Origin of the sequence: Gillisia sp. CAL575, from assembly GCF_000403785.1 — a bacterium.
Classification (GTDB): Bacteria; Bacteroidota; Bacteroidia; order Flavobacteriales; family Flavobacteriaceae; genus Gillisia.
Genome location: NZ_APHJ01000032.1, coordinates 1 through 17,017, shown reverse-complemented (window position 1 = coordinate 17,017; position 17,017 = coordinate 1). Strand labels below are relative to the sequence as shown.

General features: G+C 35.8%; 20 protein-coding genes. 12 read left to right on the top strand and 8 right to left on the bottom strand.

The features are described from left to right. The 3 genes from I130_RS16705 to I130_RS16900 form a co-directional block, all read left to right on the top strand. A partial coding sequence (locus I130_RS16705; RefSeq protein WP_034923199.1) for an enoyl-CoA hydratase occupies window positions 1–384 on the top strand: 384 nt, incomplete at its 5' end. Between the two features lie 46 nt (window positions 385–430). Further along, the gene (locus I130_RS16700) at window positions 431–595 is read left to right on the top strand and encodes a hypothetical protein (protein ID WP_198012051.1); all 165 of its coding nucleotides are present in this window, start codon (window positions 431–433) and stop codon (window positions 593–595) included. 2 nt (window positions 596–597) lie between these two features. Next, entirely contained in the window at window positions 598–729 is a 132-nt protein-coding gene (locus I130_RS16900; RefSeq protein ID WP_262489274.1) for a hypothetical protein, read from the top strand. Here the strand turns inward: I130_RS16900 and I130_RS11545 are convergent, their stop codons facing one another. After that, entirely contained in the window at window positions 730–1,380 is a 651-nt protein-coding gene (locus I130_RS11545; protein WP_034923195.1) for a 2OG-Fe(II) oxygenase, read from the bottom strand. 141 nt (window positions 1,381–1,521) lie between these two features. Between I130_RS11545 and I130_RS11540 the strand changes: the two genes are divergently transcribed. Together I130_RS11540 and I130_RS11535 are read left to right on the top strand one after the other, a co-directional pair. Continuing rightward, complete coding sequence (locus I130_RS11540) at window positions 1,522–1,974, top strand: 6-pyruvoyl trahydropterin synthase family protein (RefSeq protein ID WP_034923194.1); 453 nt, start codon at window positions 1,522–1,524, stop codon at window positions 1,972–1,974. A 173-nt stretch (window positions 1,975–2,147) separates the two neighbouring features. Next, window positions 2,148–2,909, top strand: coding sequence for a UDP-2,3-diacylglucosamine diphosphatase (locus I130_RS11535; RefSeq protein WP_034923192.1), 762 nt, complete (start codon window positions 2,148–2,150; stop codon window positions 2,907–2,909). Window positions 2,910–3,247: 338 nt separating this feature from the next. Here I130_RS11535 and recJ read toward each other — a convergent pair whose 3' ends face one another. From recJ to I130_RS11515, 4 genes are all read right to left on the bottom strand, one after another. Then, a complete protein-coding gene (gene recJ / locus I130_RS11530; RefSeq protein ID WP_034923190.1) occupies window positions 3,248–4,942 on the bottom strand; it encodes a single-stranded-DNA-specific exonuclease RecJ in 1,695 nt (564 codons plus the stop codon). A gap of 160 nt (window positions 4,943–5,102) precedes the next feature. Continuing rightward, window positions 5,103–5,672 carry a uracil-DNA glycosylase family protein gene (locus tag I130_RS11525; protein WP_034923188.1) on the bottom strand — a complete coding sequence of 190 codons (570 nt, stop codon included), beginning with the start codon at window positions 5,670–5,672 and terminating at the stop codon, window positions 5,103–5,105. Beyond that, window positions 5,673–6,344, bottom strand: coding sequence for a 16S rRNA (cytidine(1402)-2'-O)-methyltransferase (gene rsmI, locus I130_RS11520; RefSeq protein ID WP_034923186.1), 672 nt, complete (start codon window positions 6,342–6,344; stop codon window positions 5,673–5,675). A 28-nt stretch (window positions 6,345–6,372) separates the two neighbouring features. Further along, complete coding sequence (locus I130_RS11515) at window positions 6,373–7,128, bottom strand: hypothetical protein (RefSeq protein ID WP_034923184.1); 756 nt, start codon at window positions 7,126–7,128, stop codon at window positions 6,373–6,375. Window positions 7,129–7,329: 201 nt separating this feature from the next. On the opposite strand from I130_RS11515, the gene I130_RS11510 reads away from it, so the two are divergent. From I130_RS11510 to I130_RS11480, 7 genes are all read left to right on the top strand, one after another. Beyond that, complete coding sequence (locus I130_RS11510; protein ID WP_034923182.1) at window positions 7,330–7,971, top strand: thymidine kinase; 642 nt, start codon at window positions 7,330–7,332, stop codon at window positions 7,969–7,971. Next, window positions 7,971–9,080, top strand: a complete 1,110-nt coding sequence (gene alr, locus I130_RS11505; protein ID WP_034923180.1) for an alanine racemase — start codon at window positions 7,971–7,973, stop codon at window positions 9,078–9,080. The genes I130_RS11510 and alr overlap by 1 nt, the downstream gene beginning before the upstream one ends. A gap of 58 nt (window positions 9,081–9,138) precedes the next feature. After that, window positions 9,139–9,564, top strand: a complete 426-nt coding sequence (gene mscL, locus I130_RS11500) for a large conductance mechanosensitive channel protein MscL (RefSeq protein ID WP_034923178.1) — start codon at window positions 9,139–9,141, stop codon at window positions 9,562–9,564. A gap of 1 nt (window position 9,565) precedes the next feature. Continuing rightward, window positions 9,566–9,814 (top strand): hypothetical protein, encoded by a 249-nt coding sequence (locus I130_RS11495; RefSeq protein ID WP_034923176.1) that lies wholly within the window; start codon window positions 9,566–9,568, stop codon window positions 9,812–9,814. Between the two features lie 225 nt (window positions 9,815–10,039). After that, the gene (locus tag I130_RS11490) at window positions 10,040–11,035 is read left to right on the top strand and encodes an aspartate-semialdehyde dehydrogenase (protein WP_034923174.1); all 996 of its coding nucleotides are present in this window, start codon (window positions 10,040–10,042) and stop codon (window positions 11,033–11,035) included. Window positions 11,036–11,112: 77 nt separating this feature from the next. Then, window positions 11,113–13,272: a prolyl oligopeptidase family serine peptidase gene (locus I130_RS11485; protein WP_034923172.1), complete on the top strand. Its 2,160-nt coding sequence runs from the start codon at window positions 11,113–11,115 to the stop codon at window positions 13,270–13,272. A gap of 83 nt (window positions 13,273–13,355) precedes the next feature. Then, window positions 13,356–14,327 carry an ABC transporter ATP-binding protein gene (locus I130_RS11480; RefSeq protein ID WP_034923170.1) on the top strand — a complete coding sequence of 324 codons (972 nt, stop codon included), beginning with the start codon at window positions 13,356–13,358 and terminating at the stop codon, window positions 14,325–14,327. Here the strand turns inward: I130_RS11480 and I130_RS11475 are convergent. From I130_RS11475 to I130_RS11465, 3 genes are all read right to left on the bottom strand, one after another. Beyond that, window positions 14,324–14,767, bottom strand: a complete 444-nt coding sequence (locus tag I130_RS11475; protein WP_034923201.1) for a GreA/GreB family elongation factor — start codon at window positions 14,765–14,767, stop codon at window positions 14,324–14,326. The two genes, I130_RS11480 and I130_RS11475, sit on opposite strands and share 4 nt — an antisense overlap. A 1-nt stretch (window position 14,768) precedes the next feature. After that, entirely contained in the window at window positions 14,769–15,440 is a 672-nt protein-coding gene (gene mtgA, locus I130_RS11470) for a monofunctional biosynthetic peptidoglycan transglycosylase (protein WP_034923168.1), read from the bottom strand. Window positions 15,441–15,537: 97 nt separating this feature from the next. Beyond that, window positions 15,538–16,656, bottom strand: a complete 1,119-nt coding sequence (locus I130_RS11465) for an NAD(P)/FAD-dependent oxidoreductase (protein WP_034923166.1) — start codon at window positions 16,654–16,656, stop codon at window positions 15,538–15,540. Between the last annotated feature and the right edge of the window lie 361 nt (window positions 16,657–17,017).

The window sequence follows — 17,017 nt, the reverse complement described above, 5'->3', positions numbered from 1 at the left end:
ACAGAGGCTGCTGCCATAAAACTATCTGAACTAACTATCGGAATTGGTCCTTTTGTTATTGCTCCTGCAGTGGAACGTAAAATTGGATTAGCAGCTTTATCTGAATTAAGTCTTGCTGCATATGAATGGAAGAATGCCTATTGGGCTCAAGAAAAAGGATTGTATGCAAAGGTCTTCGAGTCTATATCTGACTTGGATAAGGAAATTCAACTATTATCAGAAAAAATAGCTTCTTTCAATCCGCAGGCTACTCAAGAAATGAAAAGAGTACTTTGGGAGAATACTTCACATTGGGATAAATTATTGATATCCCGAGCTGCAGTTTCTGGGGAATTGGTCCTATCGGAGTTTACTAAGAATGCCCTGTCAAAATTCAAGAAATAGCATCATTTAATTGATATAATGAGTATATTTCTATAAAATTAAAACTATGTTATTACAAATTGGAATTCCAAAAGACAAACAACCAACACCAGAACAGGAATGGGGCTTTACCATTTGGGAATTCCTCTTAGAGAATAAATGGTATATCTTCGCCATCTTTTTAATTGTGGCTATCTTCCTGTATTCCAGAAATTATATGAAAAAACACTAGATATGACACAAAATGAAGTGCCTGTAAGTGAAACTACTTACGATGTTTTTTCATTTCTAAGCGGAATGGGATTTTGGATACTTATCGCTTTAGCCCTTATCGGCGTTTTCCTGTATAAGAAATTAAAAAAATAACTAACGCGTTTTCAACCATCCGGTAATACTTAATCGCATAGTATTTACTGGTTTTACTTCATGCTCTAAGATCTGACTTTCAAACACCACTACTCTTCCAGGAAAAGGATAAATAGTTATTGGTTTTTCTACCCCATCTTCATCTTTATAGATCACTAATTCTCCACCGTTTTCAGGTTTCCAATCTTCATCATTTAAATAGCAAACCAAAGAGAGCTTGCGCCTGTCGTCATTTTGAAAAGTGTCTAAATGCCTTTTATAAAAAGTCCCTGTAGGATATAAAGCATAGTGGAATTCTTTAAAAAGAATTCCTAAAAAGCAGGTCTTGTTCAAATAGGTGATAAAAGGATTAATCTTATCAAAGAATATCTTTTCATTCTCACCAGCATTAGCCTCATTAAGCCAAAGAATAAAATCTCCGCGAACCGATTTTTCAATCACCTCATTTATCCTGTTACCTATCGCAGCTTTCTTAAAATTATCTTCTTCATATTCTTTTAATAAGGTAGATCGTAATTTCCCAACCTCTTCTATATTAAAAAAATCATCTATTATGCTGTATTGTTTTGTAACCAGATCTGTAATAATTTGCTCGTAAAGAGGATTCACTTGGAACTCTAGCTGCTCATACAATTCTACTGTTTCATTCATCAGCTTCCTTTTTAATAAGTGTTTGGCGATTTTAATCAAGTCTACTCACTATATAACCAAACAAAGATAAGACTAGAAAGCTTTAATTGTATCTAAAACTTTTAGAAGGAAAATCTAGTATCTTTGCATCAAATTGTAGTTATGAGTAAGATTAGGATCACCAAACAATTTTCTTTTGAAACCGGACACGCCCTTTATGGCTACGACGGGAAATGCAAGAATGTTCACGGCCATAGTTATAAGTTAAGCGTAACGGTAATTGGAGCGCCAATTACAGATACAAGTAATGTAAAATATGGGATGGTGATAGATTTTAGCGATCTAAAAAAGATCGTGAAATCGGAGATCGTAGATAAATTCGATCATGCTACCGTTTTTAACAAGAATACCCCGCACATAGAGCTTGCCAGAGAGTTGGAAAGTAGAGACCATAGTGTGATATTGGTGGAATATCAACCAACCAGTGAGAATATGGTTATAGATTTCGCCAATAAGATCAAAAGCCAGTTACCTCCACAAATCCAGTTATTTTCACTAAAGCTACAGGAAACAGATACCTCTTTTGCGGAGTGGTATGCCAGTGATAATTCTTAGGGCGCATCCTTGCTAAAAAGCAAGGTCGGGCTGTTCGCTATATCCCCGATAAAAATCGGGGGATGCCGCTGCCATCCCTTGCGCAAACCTGCTGCCCGATAGTTGAAGGACTAAAACTCAATAATTCTGCTCCTTTCCTAAAATACTTATATTTACACGTCCAAACTCGAAACATGAATATTCCGGAAGGCAAAAAAATATATTTTTCAAGCGATAATCATCTAGGTGCACCTACTCAAGAGGAAAGCAAACCTAGAGAAGCAAAGTTTGTAAAATGGCTGGATGAGATAAAAGAAGATGCGGCAGCAATTTTTCTCTTGGGAGATCTTTTCGATTTTTGGTTCGAATATAAACATGTGGTCCCAAAAGGATTTGTGCGCACCTTGGGTAAACTTGCCGAAATTAGAGACAGCGGAATCCCAATTTATTTTTTTGTGGGAAACCATGATCTTTGGATGCACGACTATTTCGAAAAAGAACTTAACATCCCAGTATATCATCAGCCAAAGGAATTCGAATTTAATTCCAAGACATTCTTAATTGGTCACGGGGATGGATTAGGACCTGGAGATGTTGGATATAAAAGGATGAAAAAGGTGTTTACCAACCCGCTCTCAAAATGGATGTACAAATGGCTACATCCAGATATTGGGGTGCCACTAGCGCAGCATTTATCAGTAAAAAATAAGATGATTTCTGGAGTAGAAGATCAAAAATTTTTAGGAGAAGAAAAAGAGTGGCTGATTCAATATTCTAGAAAAAAACTAGAATCCAAGCATTACGATTATTTTGTGTTTGGCCATAGACACCTTCCAATGGAAATTGACCTCAACGAAACTTCTAAATATATCAACCTAGGAGATTGGATCTCCCATTATACATTCGGCGTTTTTGATGGAGAAAAGTTGAGACTTGAGAAATTGGATAAAAAATAAAGCTTCAATAATTTCTTGTGAAATTGTCTCAACAACTTTCGGAATTACATAGTTAGTTTTGAACATTTTTTATGTCACTTAAAGATGCTGAAACAATTTCAGCATGACGGTAATTCTAACAATCGGAATAGTCACCCTGAACTAGTTTCAGGGTCTATAAATTAAAATACAGGGTGGTAGTTTATCAATCTCCCTGATGTCATCCCGACGACCCGATTGCTATCGGGAGGAGGGATCTCTAGTGAAGCTATTGCCGTTCCTTAGAGATTCTTCAATCCGTTTCACTACTTTCAGAATGACAATCGAGTCGCTACGCTAGTGGACCGGAGTGAAGTCATTTAAGCCTTAATATCCTTCAACTTTAACTGTAAACTCACATTTCCATTCCAATCATTCTCATCTATAGAATAAACAGCATCAAAAGATTGTGAATTCATAATAAGTTCCTTTTTCGGCCCCAAATTAAAACCAATTGCGCCTATCTGCCTCTTAGTATTTCCCTGTTTAACAGCACATTTTAAATGAAGATCATCTCCCCCGACGCATTTTCCATAACCTGTGTCTTTCAAATTTGTACTGAGAAATACTGGCGACATATTTCCCGGTCCATGAGGTTCAAATTGCTTCAATATTCTATTAAATTTCGGGGTAATATCTGCTAATTTTATTTCAGCATCTATAGCTATTTCTGGGGTTAGCATATAATTTTCAATACTTCCAGACACAACGTCTTCAAACTTTTTCTTGAAACCATCATACTGAGATTCAGCTAAAGTTAATCCCGCAGCGTACATATGCCCTCCAAATTGCTCTATATGATCTGAACAAGCTTCCAAGGCGTTATACACATCAAAACCTTTAACAGATCTGGCAGAAGCTGCTAGCTTTTCTCCGCTTTTAGTAAACACCAAAGTTGGCCGATAATAGGTTTCAATCAATCTACTCGCCACGATACCAATAACGCCTTTATGCCAGTTTTCCTGATACACTACTGTTGTAAAACGCTCTTTTTCATCCAGGTCCTCCACTTGCTGTAGGGCTTCAACTGTTATACTTTTATCGGCATCCCGCCTTTCAGAATTATAAGCTTCAATTTCGGATGCAAATTGTTTTGCAACTTCTAAATCATCTTCCACTAATAAATTCACTGCATGAAGGCCGTGCTTCATTCTTCCTGCGGCATTAATTCTTGGCGCAAGAATAAAAACCACATCAGTAATAGTGAGAGTTTCTTTCTTTATTTGAGCTATAATCGCCTTAAATCCAGGTCTTGGAGCCACATTAATAACGTGAAGTCCGTGATAGGCCAAGATCCTGTTCTCACCAGTTATTGGGACGATGTCTGCTCCTATGGCTGTTGCTACTAAGTCTAAGTATGGCAAAAGAACATCTAAAGGGATATCATTCTTAATAGTCCATGCTTGTAATAACTTAAAACCAACTCCACAGCCACAAAGTTCTTTATATGGATAGTCGCAATCCTCTCGTTTCGGGTCCAAAACTGCTATAGCTTTGGGAATTTCTGCTCCCGGTCTGTGATGATCGCAAATAATGAAATCTATATTTTTTTCAGAAGCATAAGCTACTTTTTCAATGGCTTTAATTCCGCAGTCTAAAGCAATTATAAGAGAGATATCATTATCTGCAGCAAAGTCAATTCCCATATAAGAAACTCCATAACCTTCCGCATATCTGTCTGGGATATAGGAGACCACATTTGGATAAAAGGTCTTTAGATAGGAAGAAACCAAGGCAACGCTAGTGGTTCCATCTACATCATAATCTCCAAAGACCATGATATTTTCCTCTTGTTGAATGGCATGTTCTATTCTTTCTATTGCTTTATCCATATCCTTCATTAAAAAAGGATCATGTAAATCTTCTAAAGAAGGTCTAAAGAATTTTTTGGCATCTTCAAAAGTTTCTATTCCACGTTGTACAAGTAATGAGGCAACAGGAATTTCAACTCCAAGTTGTGAAGCAAGTTTACTAACAGTTTCACTATTGGGTTTGGGCTTTAGCGTCCAGCGCATATAATGGTTTTTTATTGAAAGCTAACAAAGGTAAAAGGACTAATCTTAAATATAGCCTTATTTAAAGGGTCAACCTCATTTATTTATTTTAAAAGTTATAAGTTGGGAGCATTCGGTGTTCACCTGAGTTTCTCAAGTATAATTTTAGAAAAATAGTTTTTTAAAATAATATCTCAGAAACCATCTGTTGAAGCTTTGGCACCACCGTTTCTTCAAACCACGGATTTTTTATTCTCCAAAACCTATTTACAGGAGATGGATGGGGTAAAGGCCAGAATCTAGGGAGATGTTTTTTATAATCAGCTACTTTATCTGTCAACTTGTTATTTTCTTCTGGGAGATAATAGGTGGAGGCATAAGAACCTATTAAAAGAATCAGTTTCACGTTATTCAGTTCTGAAAACACCTGATCATGCCATAACGGAGCGCATTCTTTTCTAGGAGGTATATCTCCTGTTTTTGCTTTGCCTGGATAACAAAATGCCATAGGTAAAACAGCAAAATTTGAGGTGTTATAAAAAGTATCTTCATCTACTCCAAGCCACTCTCTTAGTTTCTTCCCGCTCTGGTCGTTCCAAGCAATTCCGGATTCATGTACAACACGGCCTGGAGCCTGACTAATCAATAAAATCTTAGAGTCTTTAGAAGCCTCAATAATTGGCCGAGCACCTTGTGGTAAATGTTTTATACAAACCTCACATTGCCTTATGCTGTCTAATAGATTTTGCATTTAGGCTTTACCTTGAACCACAATTACAATCTCGCCTTTAGGAGGTTTATTAGTATAAAATTCCAAAACTTCCTTTGCTGTACCACGGATTGTTTCTTCGTGCATTTTCGTTATCTCTCTGGATACAGAAACCAATCTCTCTTCTCCAAAATACTCCATAAAATTGGTGAGAGTTTTCAGCAATTTATGCGGAGACTCATAAAATATAATAGTTCTGGTTTCCTCTGCCAGGATTTTAAATCTGGTTTGCCTTCCTTTTTTGGGAGGTAAAAAACCTTCGAATACAAATTTATCATTAGGAAAGCCGCTATTTACTAAAGCAGGCACAAAGGCTGTTGCTCCTGGCAAACAGTCTACTTCTACTCCTTCTTGCACACAAGCTCTAGTAAGTAAAAACCCCGGGTCACTTATAGCAGGAGTTCCAGCGTCACTTATCAAGGCGAAGGTTTCCCCACTTTTAATTCGTCTTACAATGTTTTCAACCGTTCTATGCTCGTTGTGCATATGGTGGCTTTGCATTGGGGTGTTAATTTCGAAGTGCTTTAGCAATTTTCCACTGGTTCGTGTATCTTCAGCAAGAATGAAATCTACTTCTTTTAAAACACGAATTGCCCTAAGAGTGATATCTTCCAGATTACCAATAGGTGTTGGCACCAAATATAATTTTGACATAATTAAGTGAACTTAATCTTCGGAAGATCTAGTGATTGAATTTATTTTCTACAAGCGCCATAAAACGCTTTTCGTACTCCTCTTTCCCTGCCCAGTTCTTATAATCTGGCTTTACGACTTTCTGAATGAATTTATGCGCATCATCTAGTTTATCAAAAGTGTTCAATTGAGAGATCACTCTGTTATAATCGTTTGTATGCCCATCAAATAAATGTTTTATAAAAGACAAACGTTCATTAAGGCCTATATTAATACCTTTTTTAAGTCGGTCATTTAAAGATCTTGGCTTTTCACTTTCCTGTTTGTTAACAGGCTCAAAACTTGGAAGATTATCATAATCTACTCCTATGTCCCTAAAATCGTTCTTTTTAAATTTCGAAGAATCCTCGGGTAGAACCCCATTACTACTTTTGGTGATTATATTTTCTACCATACTATCCACATGCTCTGTTTCTGGAGGCATTTGGGCAACAATATCCTTGATCATTTCTGTATTAAGCTCGGTGATCGCTTCTGTATCATTGTATTCTGTACCATCTGGCAAGTAGTCATCTTTACTAGATTCTGCAACCTTCTGTGGTAAGATCTTTTCTTCCTTTACAGCGGTAGGAATAGCTTGTATTTCTTCCAATTTGGATAAATTATCTTCAGTAAAAGTTACTATGGTCAATTTTTCATAAAGCTCTTTTGCTAATTGCTTTAATTGCGCAGTAGAAGATCCAGATGTATTATTAAGTATAGTGTTTGCTAAATTTTTTAATTCAGATTCCAATTTCTTTTTCATTACAAGTATTATTTTTATTTAGAAGATAGATACTATAAAGTGCAATAATGCTACCAAGTTTAATTTATCTTAGCTTCAGTAAGTATTAATTGGTTTACAAATTTACTTTAACGAACATCCACCTCGGTTGTATTTTTAATAAATTTGTTTCAACTTTATGCCGATTAGGTATAAATCCTAAACTGCACTGAAAATTACAAAATGTTTCTCGAAAATACAGTAAATCACAAGGAGCAATTTGGCTGGATAGAAGTTATATGTGGATCTATGTTTTCCGGAAAAACCGAAGAATTGATTCGCCGACTTAAACGAGCCACTTTTGCAAAACAAAAGGTAGAGATCTTTAAGCCTGCCATAGATAAACGTTACCATGAAGAAATGGTAGTGTCTCACGATGCTAATGAAATTAGGTCTACTCCAGTTCCATCTGCCGCAAATATTCGCATTTTGGCCGATGGCTGCGATGTAGTAGGAATAGATGAGGCTCAATTTTTTGACGATGAAATAGTGACCGTTTGCAACGATCTCGCTAATAGCGGAATTCGGGTAATCGTTGCCGGATTGGATATGGATTTTAAAGGAAATCCATTTGGACCAATGCCTAATCTTATGGCGACAGCAGAATATGTTACTAAGGTACACGCGGTATGTACAAGAACTGGTAATCTCGCTCAATTTAGTTATAGAAAAGCGGTTAATGATGATTTAGTATTCTTGGGAGAAAATGAAGAATACGAACCCTTAAGCCGAGCCGCTTATTTTAAAGCTATGCTCAAAGAAAGGGTGAAACATTATTCTGTAAATGATGCAGAAACAATTAACCCGGGAAAAAAATCTACTTAATGTCTAGCGTTCATGAAACTACTCTAGAGATAGATCTAGGTGCACTTGCCCATAATTACAAATACCTGAGCTCTAAATTGGCCAAAGGTGTTAAACTAATGGGTGTTGTAAAAGCATTTGGATATGGGAGTGAATCTTCTGAAATTGCTAAAAAACTAAGTGAATTAGGTGTAGATTATTTTGCAGTAGCCTATACTAAAGAAGGCGTGGCACTTAGAGATGCAGGCATTACTGAATCTATTTTGGTGCTGCACCCGCAATCTATAAATTTTGAAGAAATTATAGAAAGCTGTTTGGAACCAAGCATTTATAGTGTGTTTGTTCTTAGAGAATTTATTAAAACAGCCGAAAAACTCGGACTTAAAAATTATCCCATTCATTTAAAATTAAATACGGGATTAAATAGACTTGGGTTTATAGATCCTGAAATAAATACAATTTTTGAATACCTAGGGAAATCTGATGCTGTTAAGGTGAAATCTATCTTTTCACATCTTGCGGCCAGTGAAGATTGGAGAGAGCGAGAATTCACACTGCAACAATTGGGGAAATTCAGAAAAATGGCTTTTAGATTATTTGAATTTCTAAATTATAGACCTTTCCTTCATATAAGTAACACTTCTGCAATAATTAATTATCCTGAAGCTGCTTTTGATATGGTTAGGAGTGGAATTGGACTTTATGGATTCGGAAATGATGAAAAGATTGATAAGAAGCTAAGACCAATAGGCACATTAAAAACCATTATTTCACAGATCCATGAACTTGCTTCTGGTGAAAGTGTAGGATACAACAGGGCTTTCACAGCCACAGAAAAAACTATGACCGCAACATTACCCATTGGTCATGCCGATGGTATTAATAGACAATATGGAAATGGTCGTGGAGGAGTTTTTATAAATAATCAATATGCACCCATTATTGGAAATGTGTGTATGGATATGTTGATGATAGATATTACCGGAATAGATTGCAAAGAAGGGGATGAAGTAATTATTTTTGGGGGTCCTCAACACCCTACTCAATTCGCAGCTAAAGGAAATACAATTTCGTATGAATTAATTACTGGAATATCTCAACGTGTTAAGAGAGTAATAATAGAGGAATAGCTTTTACTATTCATATTTTTCTGTAAATTGTGTTTACTAACCAAAAACCCTAACATTTATGTCGTTTTTTTCTGATTTTAAAGCCTTTTTATTAAAAAAGGATATCGTAACATTAGCAACTGCTGTAGTTATTGGAGCTGCATTTAATAAAGTCATTTCCTCTGTAGTAGCAGATATTTTTATGCCTGTAATTGGAGTATTAACTGGAGGAACAGATTTTACTCAGAAATTCATTTCTCTAGATGGACAAAAATATGCCACTTTAGAGGCAGCACAAGAAGCAGAAGCTGCGGTGCTAACTTACGGAAATCTTATTCAGGCAATTATCTATTTTATATTAGTTGGTCTTTTTGTGTTCTTGTTCTTAAGAGCTTATGAAAAAACTAAAAAGAAGGAAGAAGAAGCTGCTCCTGCACCTTCTGGACCTACTCAAGAAGAATTGTTGATTGAGATTAGAGATGAGTTGAAAAAGCAAAATTCTTAAAATGAGGAATATTTATTTTTACTATCTAGCAATTTTATCGCCTTTAGCAATGTTATTGTATTTAATGAAAATGAATTATCTAAACTCCTGGCTTTTCATGATTCTAATATTTGCTTATTCTTTGATATACAGAACCTATATAGATGGCTTAAGACTTTCCAGTAAAGGGATTATTGATAAAGCTGATATCTGGAAAATGGTTTATAATGGGAGAAGATTTCAATATTTTAAAGAACTGTATTTCAAATAAAACGTAGCTCGATCACCGCTATACTATATATTATAAACTTAAACCCTTCACTATGTGGAGGGTTCTTTTTTTAACTAAATTTAAAAATGTGTTTAATTCCGCAGAAAGCGCTTAAATTAATGGTTTCAAATTATTTAGATATTTTTTTGTATAATACATTTGCAAAGATTTTAAAAACAGCATTTCCAGAAGGTTAAGCCTTCTCTAATTCAATTATATAAAAGCATGAGAGTAGCAGTAGTTGGTGCAACCGGAATGGTTGGACAAGTAATTTTAAAAGTTTTAGCAGAAAGGAACTTCCAGATCTCCGAATTATATCCGGTGGCTTCAGAAAAATCTGTAGGAAACAGTATTCAATTCAACAACAAATCATTTAAAGTGATTGGTATGGAAGAGGCGGTAAGTCTAAAACCAGATCTTGCACTTTTTTCAGCAGGAGGAGATACTTCTTTAATGTGGGCTCCAAGATTTGCTGCCGTTGGCACAAAGGTGATCGATAATTCTTCTGCATGGAGAATGGACCCTTTAAAGAAACTAGTAATTCCTGAGATCAATGCATCAGAACTTACGCCCGAAGATCTAATTATTGCAAATCCAAATTGCTCTACAATTCAGCTCTTAATGGCATTAAAGCCATTACACGATACATATAAAATAAAAAGAGTTGTTGTTTCCACCTACCAGTCTATTACTGGAACTGGTGTAAAAGCAGTGCAACAACTAGAGAATGAATATAATAATGAAAAAGGTGAAATGGCTTATCCTTACCCAATTCACAAAAACGCAATTCCTCATTGTGATGTGTTTACAGATAATGGATATACCAAGGAGGAAATGAAGCTTTCTAATGAGACCAAAAAGATCTTAGGAGACGATTCTGTAATGGTTTCGGCTACTGCTATTAGAATTCCCGTTGTGGGCGGACATAGTGAATCTGTAAATATCGAATTTGAAAATGACTTTGAAGAACATGATGTAAGAAAGCTACTAAGTGATTTTCCCGGAGTAACAGTTCAGGATAATACCGCAGTAAACACGTACCCAATGCCAATATATGCTGAAGGGAAAGATGATGTTTTTGTGGGAAGAATTAGGCGTGATTATTCACAGCCAAACACTTTAAATATGTGGATAGTTGCAGATAACTTGAGAAAAGGAGCTGCTACCAACGCTGTACAAATAGCAGAATATATGCTTAATAACGGTCTATTGCCTGCATAATTTAGCCTAAATGTTTTATAAAATGTAACTTATGGGTACTAATTAATACCTATGTCTTATAAACATCTTAAGTCACTATGAAAAAACTATTAATCGGAATTATTGCAGTAGGAAGTCTTTTTTCCTGTAAAGAAGATTCCAAACCAGAACAAGCAGAAGTATTGAAATATCCTGACACTAAAAAAGTAGATACCGTTACTAATTATTTCGGAACTGAAGTTAAAGATCCCTACCGTTGGTTAGAGGATGACAGAAGTAAAGAAACGGAGGATTGGGTAAAAGCAGAGAACGAAGTTACTTATGACTATTTAGCCAAAATCCCATATAGAAAGGAGCTCAATAATAGATTAACAGAACTTTGGAATTACGAGAAATTAGGAGCACCTTTTACTGAAGGAGATTACGATTATTTCTATAAAAATGACGGTCTACAAAATCAATATGTGATTTATCGTAAAAAAGGGGATTCTGAAGAATCAGAATTATTTTTAGATCCCAATAAATTCAGCAAGGATGGAACTACCTCTCTTGGCGGATTAAGTTTTTCTGAAGATGGAAAAATGGCCGCTTATAGTATTTCTGAAGGCGGAAGTGATTGGAGAAAAGTGATCCTAATGGATACTGAAGCTAAAAAAGTAATAGAAGACACTCTTATAGATGTGAAATTTAGTGGAGTTTCTTGGAAAGGAAATGAAGGATTTTATTATTCTAGCTATGAAAAACCCAAGGGTAGTGAGCTTTCAGCAAAAACAGATCAGCACAGGCTTTTTTATCATAAACTTGGAACCAAGCAAAGTGATGATAAACTTGTATTTGGAGGAACAGAAGCACAAAAACATAGATATGTTGGTGGATCTGTAACAGAGGATAATAATTATTTGTTTATTTCTGCAAGGAATTCAACTTCAGGTGGAAAATTATTTATGATGGATCTCACCAAACCAAATCTAGAATTGGTTACGCTAATTGGTAATGAAGATACAGATAGTTACGTGATAGAAAATGACGGAAGCAAATTATTTATTGTTACTAACCTAAATGCACCCAATCAGAAAATAATTACTGTAGATGCATCTAATCCAAGCTCTGAGAATTGGAAAGATTTTGTTCCAGAAACAAAGAATGTTCTAACTCCTTCTACGGGTGGTGGATATTTCTTTACAGAATATATGGTAGATGCGGTTTCTAAGGTTAAGCAATATGATTATAATGGGAAATTAGTGAGAGAAGTAGAATTACCAGGAGTTGGGTCTGTTGGTGGTTTTAGCACTAAAAAAGAGAAAGATTATTTGTATTATTCTTTTACCAATTATGTGACACCTGGAAGTATTTATAAATATGATATCGAGAAAGGGACTTCAGAATTATATAATAAACCAACTATAGATTTTAATCCAGAGGATTACGAAAGTAAGCAGGTTTTCTTTAATTCTAAAGATGGAACAAAGGTTCCAATGATCATTACTCATAAAAAGGGAATAAAGCTGAACGGAAAGAACCCAACTATTCTTTATGGTTATGGAGGTTTCAATATTAGTTTAACGCCTTCATTTAGCATTGCAAATGCAGTATGGATGGAACAAGGTGGCGTTTATGCAGTTCCAAACTTGCGTGGTGGAGGAGAATATGGGAAAGAATGGCATGATGCAGGGATCAAGTTGAAAAAACAAAATGTCTTTGACGACTTTATTGCGGCTGCAGAATTCCTAATCAAAGAAAAATATACTTCTAGTGATTATCTAGCTATTCGCGGTGGTTCGAACGGAGGACTATTGGTTGGTGCAACAATGACTCAGCGTCCTGAGCTAATGAAAGTAGCATTGCCAGCAGTTGGAGTTATGGATATGTTGCGTTATCACACCTTTACTGCAGGAGCAGGATGGGCTTATGATTATGGTACTTCTGAAGATAACAAAGAAATGTTTGATTATCTATATGCATATTCTCCTGTGCAAAACGTGAAAAGTGGGGTTAAATATCCTGCAACTATGGTTACTACCGGAGATCATGACGATCGTGTAGTACCTGCACATTCCTTTAAATTTGCTGCAGAATTACAAGAAAAGCAAGCTGGAAACAATCCAGTTCTTATTAGAATTGAAACTAAAGCTGGTCATGGTGCCGGGAAACCGACTGCAATGATCATAGATGAATACGCAGATATTTTTGCTTTCACCCTTTTTAATATGGGCTTTGAGGTTTTACCTGAAAAAGTGAGTGATAAGGTAAAAGGATAATCAATCTAAATTTATAATTTTAATAAGGTCGGAGATATCATATATTTCCGACCTTGTTATTTATTAGAAACCAGCTGCGAAATATGTTGAAATTAAAAAAAGTCTCTTTTGGTTACAATGAAAAACTAGTATTAAAGAAGATCACATTACAAATTGCTAAAGGAGATCACGTTTCCCTCATCGGGGAAAGTGGATGTGGGAAAAGCACCTTGCTTCAATTGATTTACGGACTTCATCATACCGATGGCTTTGTTTCTTGGAATGAGAAAGAATTAAAAGGTCCGCAGCATAATTTAGTTCCGGGAGAGCCCTTTATTAAATATTTAGCTCAAGATTTCGACTTAATGCCTCCTCTCACTGTGGCAGAAAATGTTGGAAAACACTTGAGCAATGCATATCCCCGAAAGAAAAAGAAACGGGTCATGGAGCTTCTAGACGTTGTAGAAATGACCGCGCTTGCCGATATAAAAGCGGGAAATTTAAGCGGCGGACAGCAGCAAAGAGTAGCATTGGCGAGAGCTCTTGCTAATACTCCCGAATTATTATTATTGGATGAACCGTTTAGCCATATAGACCACTTTAGAAAGAATAATCTAAGGCGTAAACTATTTGCTTATTTAAAAGAAAATAAGATCACCTGCATTATAGCTACCCACGACAGCACAGATGCCCTGTCTTTTGCAGATAAAACCATTGTGCTCAAAAATGGAAAAATCTACGCAAATGAAACTCCTCAGGAGCTGTATAACAATCCGCCAAACAAATACATCGCATCACTTTTTGGAGATATTAATGAAGTGATATTGAAGTCGATCTTACCTAAAGAAACAAGCAGAAAACTGATTTTGCTATATCCACATGAAATAAAACAGGTTAATACTTCAGAGATAAAAGTTGAGGTGCTTGCCTCTTATTTTAAAGGAAGTGATTTTCTTATAAAAGCATCCCTAAAAAATCAGGTTATCTATTTTGAAAATGACGAGGAACTGGTAGTAGGAAGAGAGGTGTTTATAGCTGTGGATAAGAACCTAATTACATCTAGAGTCCGTAACTAATTGATAGAAACAATAGTTCCAGAAATAGCATTAAAATTGAATGAATCTCCTATAGATTTACCAATTAATGCCTGAGCGATAGGAGACCCTGCACCTATTACATATGCCTTTTTATCGTCTAATACCACTTCCCCAATTGGAATACAGATAAAATAAATAGCATTGGAAGCTTCTACTAAGCTTCCAAGCTTCACTACTTCAGAATGTGTGTTTCGCTTTGAGACTTCTAGAGTAACCTGTAATTGTTGAAACTGTTGCAGTTGTGTAGAGAGCTTGTGGATTTCTATATTGATCATCTCTCTACTAGTTTCATATTTATCGCCAGCACTGCTTTTAGACTCATTGGTCAAAGCGGCTTCTAAATCTAAAATTGAATGGGAGATCCTGGCTATCTTTTCTTCCAAATAGCTTTCGCCCTTTTTATAAAGTTCCTCTTTCATCTTAATTTTTAATACTGAAGGGTCCATAATTTCGCATTTGCCTCACGATCCAACTTTTTCGTTGAGCGATATAACTACTTGCGGGATTGGCTCTATACACTCTTGGATTCGGTAATACTGCTGCAATAGCGGCAGCTTCATATGCATTCAATTTTGATGCAGGTTTTTTAAACCAGTGTTGGGAAGCAGCTTCCGCTCCATAAATGCCTTGACCCATTTCAATACTATTCAAATACACTTCCATAATTCGCTGTTTGCTCCACATCGTCTCTATTAGCAGGGTGAAATAAGCTTCCATTCCTTTTCTAAACCAATTTCTCTGAGGCCACAGGAATACGTTTTTTGCAGTTTGTTGGGAGATCGTACTTGCACCGCGCACACGTTTACCCTTATTATTATTTTCAATCGCTTTTTCTATGGCTTTCATGTCAAATCCAGAATGATTTAAAAAGTTCTGATCCTCACTAGAAAGTACTGCAAGAGGTAAATATCCTGAAATCTCATTGTAAGAAACCCAGTCATGTTTAATGGGTTCTTCTGGATTTTCAAAATACCTAATTACCATTAGCGGAGTTGCAGGAACTGGAACCCATTTATAAAGTACCACCATGAAAATACTAAACGCAATTAAACTAAGAATGAGCTTTAAAAGGAACCTGAAAAATTTCTTCATATTATATTTTAATGTCAACAACCTCCTTCAATCTTATGGAGGTAAAAGGTTTGAAAATTAGGTTTTAGATTAGCAAAAAGTCTAATAATAATATGAGTTAATTAGGAATTAGATCTGCCAATTCTCTACCAACTAAACTGCCGATAGCCACGCCCATCCCTCCTAACCTTACTCCGCAAAACGTATTGTTAGAAAGCTGCTTTACAATTGGTTTCTTTTGAATTCCTACTCCCATAATTCCACTCCAACGTCTGTCTATTTCAAAATTAATATTAGGTAAAATAGTCTCTCGTAAAAGGCTCTCTAATTTATTTTGAATAAGTGTTGTTTCCCCCAGAATGGTAGTTTCTTCAGTTAAAATATCCAGATTTCTTCCACCTCCAAGCAAGATACGCTTATCTATATTTCTAAAATAATAATAACCCTTATCTAAATGAAAAGTTCCCTGAATTTCAAGGTTTTCTATGGGTTTAGTAATAAGAACCTGTGCCCTCGCAGGTTTTACTGATTCTAGTCCCAATTGAGAAGCAAAACCATTGGTAGCAATTAGAAGTTTATTTGAAGAAAACTCAAATTGATTAGTCTTGATTATTACTGAAGAATTTTCTTCTGAAAACTCTTCAACTGTTATATTATTAAGAATCTTAATTCCTGCCTTAAGTGCCATTTGAAGCAAGGCTTCCATCATTTTCCCAGTGTTTATCTGTCCTTCAAATTTATTGAAGATCACTGCATCCTCGATCCTTTTAAAATTGAATTTGTTAGAGCCAGTACTAAAAACATCCTCATTAAATATGGGATTAAGTAGCTTATTTACGTAATCCATTTTAGATTGGCACTCTTCCAAAAGGGGTTTGTCTGCTGGAGTAAAAAGCTCAAATCCGCCCCAAGGTTTATATTCTATAGCAGCATCACCTAGGGTTTTGCGCAGAAGTGCCAAACCTTCCACCCTTTTTTGAACCAGTCGTACCACTTCTTCTTCTGAATGAGAATTAAGATCGTCCAAAATCTCTGAAAGGCTACCAAAACAAGCAAATCCAGCATTTTTTGTACTAGCTCCATTCGGTAAGAATCCGCGTTCTAAAATTAGAATATTGGCTTTTGGGAATTTTTCTCTAAGCCTGAGAGCTGTATTAAGACCGACAATTCCGCTGCCAATAATAGTATAATCTATATTAGAGAGCCAGGACTGTTGTTCCCAGAAGGATAAGTTCATGCATTCAATTTAGCAGTGAAATTACATAAAGTTTGGAGAAGTCTTAGGGATTAAAAGGACTTTAGATAGTGCTATTTATTGGAATACAATGACTTCTCGACTCCGCTCGAAGGGACAATTGGCTTTTCTTTGTCATCCCGACGGTAAGAGGGATCTTTTTTTAATAGTAGGAATGTTGCTCCATTGAGATCCTTCACTGCGTTCAGGATGACATTATCTATGTGCTGTAATTAGTTCATATTTCTACCTCAATGTATCAATTGAAGCTCCTTTGTCATCCCGACGGAAAGAGGGATCCCTTTTTATTTCAATGAATATTGTTTTATTGAGTTTCTTCGCTATCCTTCAAGTAATTTATTGT